The sequence below is a fragment of the Streptomyces spiroverticillatus genome (assembly GCA_014650415.1).
Classification (GTDB): Bacteria; Actinomycetota; Actinomycetes; order Streptomycetales; family Streptomycetaceae; genus Streptomyces; species Streptomyces spiroverticillatus.
This window is the reverse complement of sequence record BMUX01000059.1, coordinates 1-1,655: the sequence shown is the minus strand read 5'-3', so window position 1 is coordinate 1,655 and position 1,655 is coordinate 1. Positions and strand designations below refer to the sequence as shown.

Genomic DNA, 1,655 nt, shown 5'->3' with positions numbered 1-1,655 from the left:
GTCATCCGCCGGCAACCGGCCCGGATAGCGATACCGCCGCGCAGGACACGGCGGCAACAACGGCGCTACCCGCTCCCACAAGTTAACCCTAAGTGTTGTCCCGTAAATGATCTTCGGTGTGGCCCGGGTGCGGTCGGTCGTTGCGGGGTCTGCCGCCTATCCGGCGAGGTCGAGGTTGTGCAGACGGGCGATACCGAGCATGGCGTGGTGGACTCCGTCGCCCTTGAGGCGGCAATCGCGCAGGATCTTCCAGCACTTCATGCGGGCGAAGACGTGCTCGACGCGTGCGCGGACCCTTTTGTGGGACTTGTTGTGAGTCTGCTGCCAGTCGGCCAGTTCTTCGCCTTTGCGGCGGCGGTGCGGCATTACCAGGTCGGTGCCCGGGTAGCCCCCGTCCGCGATGGTCATGGTCTTGCCAACCGCATCCTTCGCACCGGATTCCTCCCATACCTTGCAGTCGTTGCGGTTGCCCGGCAGGGGTCGGCCGACCACGACGACGAGTTGAGTGTCGGCGTCGATGACGACCTGGTGGTTCGTCGAGTAGCGGTAGTTCTTCGACTGCTCGGCCACGGTGTGGTCGCGGGTGGGCACCAGGGTGCCGTCCACGATCAGCACGGCGTCCTTGCGAAATCGCCGACGTGGCTGGAGCGCGAGCTGGGGGCCAAGGTGGTCGATGATCCGGTCGGCGGCCGACTTCGAGACCCCGAAGAGCGGGGCGAGTTGGCGCAGCGTCAGGTTGGTGCGCCAGTACGCCGCGACCAGCAGAACCCGGTCCTCCAGCGTCAGGCTCCACGGCCGTCCACGCCGCGGTTCATCCGAGACCTCCCGCCGTACGACAGTCATCAGCTTGCCGAAGCCGCGCGGGCTCAGCCCGGTGAACGGGGCTATCCAAGACGGCTCCGACGCCGTGATCACACCAGCCACATCAAGATCATCTCACCCTGGGGGTGGTAGTCGAGCGGCACGCCATCGCTCGCATCGCGGCAACCATCGGACCCGTACCCTCTCGACCTGCGTTGGTCCAGAATGCCGCCATGGCCGACGAAGAGCACAACGAGGCAGCTGCACGCTCCTTCCTGACATGTGCAGTCGAGGTGGCGCGCCTGATGGATCTCGGGAACGCGACCGACGTGCCGGAAGCACGCCGCGCACGGCACCTGGCCCATGCGGTGCGCAAGCCACTGCTCGAACGCGCCCACCTACCCGAAGAGTTCTTCGACCCGTTGATGGCCGCGGCCGTCTACGACCCGGACCCCAGCTTCTGCCGCTGGTTCGTCGAGCCCACGGTCTACGCCTTTGGACGCCGTCGGGTCATGACCGCCTTGCTCGACTATCTGCGGACGGGCACGGACGCGGAACAAGCAGGCGCCAAGCGGGCCTGGTACTGCGCTCATGTGCCGCTCCGCGCCGACCGGTCCGCGGCCTACGCACCCGGCGGAACTCGCGATCCCGCCCTGGACGAGTCCCGCGATGTGATGGACGAGTGGCGAGAAACCCTTCAGCGGTCAGCGGTGTGAGACGGCGCCGTCGCCATGGGGCTGTTGGTCACTCTGCCCACTTACGGGACAAGCCTTAGCCTCGGGCTTTCATGAAGGCCGGTGTCCGACGGGTGATCAGGCAAACGAAAAGTGCCTCTGACCAGCGAGAATGAGGAT

Annotated in this window: 2 protein-coding genes; one reads left to right on the top strand and one right to left on the bottom strand. The window is 66.2% G+C overall.

Annotated elements, in window-relative coordinates; translation table 11 throughout:
- Nucleotides 1-156: 156 nt before the first annotated feature.
- On the bottom strand, nucleotides 157-924 hold the full coding sequence (locus IE269_RS42630; RefSeq protein WP_189828756.1) for a transposase: 768 nt from the start codon (nucleotides 922-924) through the stop codon (nucleotides 157-159).
- 110 nt (nucleotides 925-1,034) lie between these two features.
- On the opposite strand from IE269_RS42630, the gene IE269_RS42625 reads away from it, so the two are divergent.
- Nucleotides 1,035-1,517 carry a hypothetical protein gene (locus tag IE269_RS42625; protein ID WP_229898578.1) on the top strand — a complete coding sequence of 161 codons (483 nt, stop codon included), beginning with the start codon at nucleotides 1,035-1,037 and terminating at the stop codon, nucleotides 1,515-1,517.
- Nucleotides 1,518-1,655 lie beyond the last annotated feature (138 nt).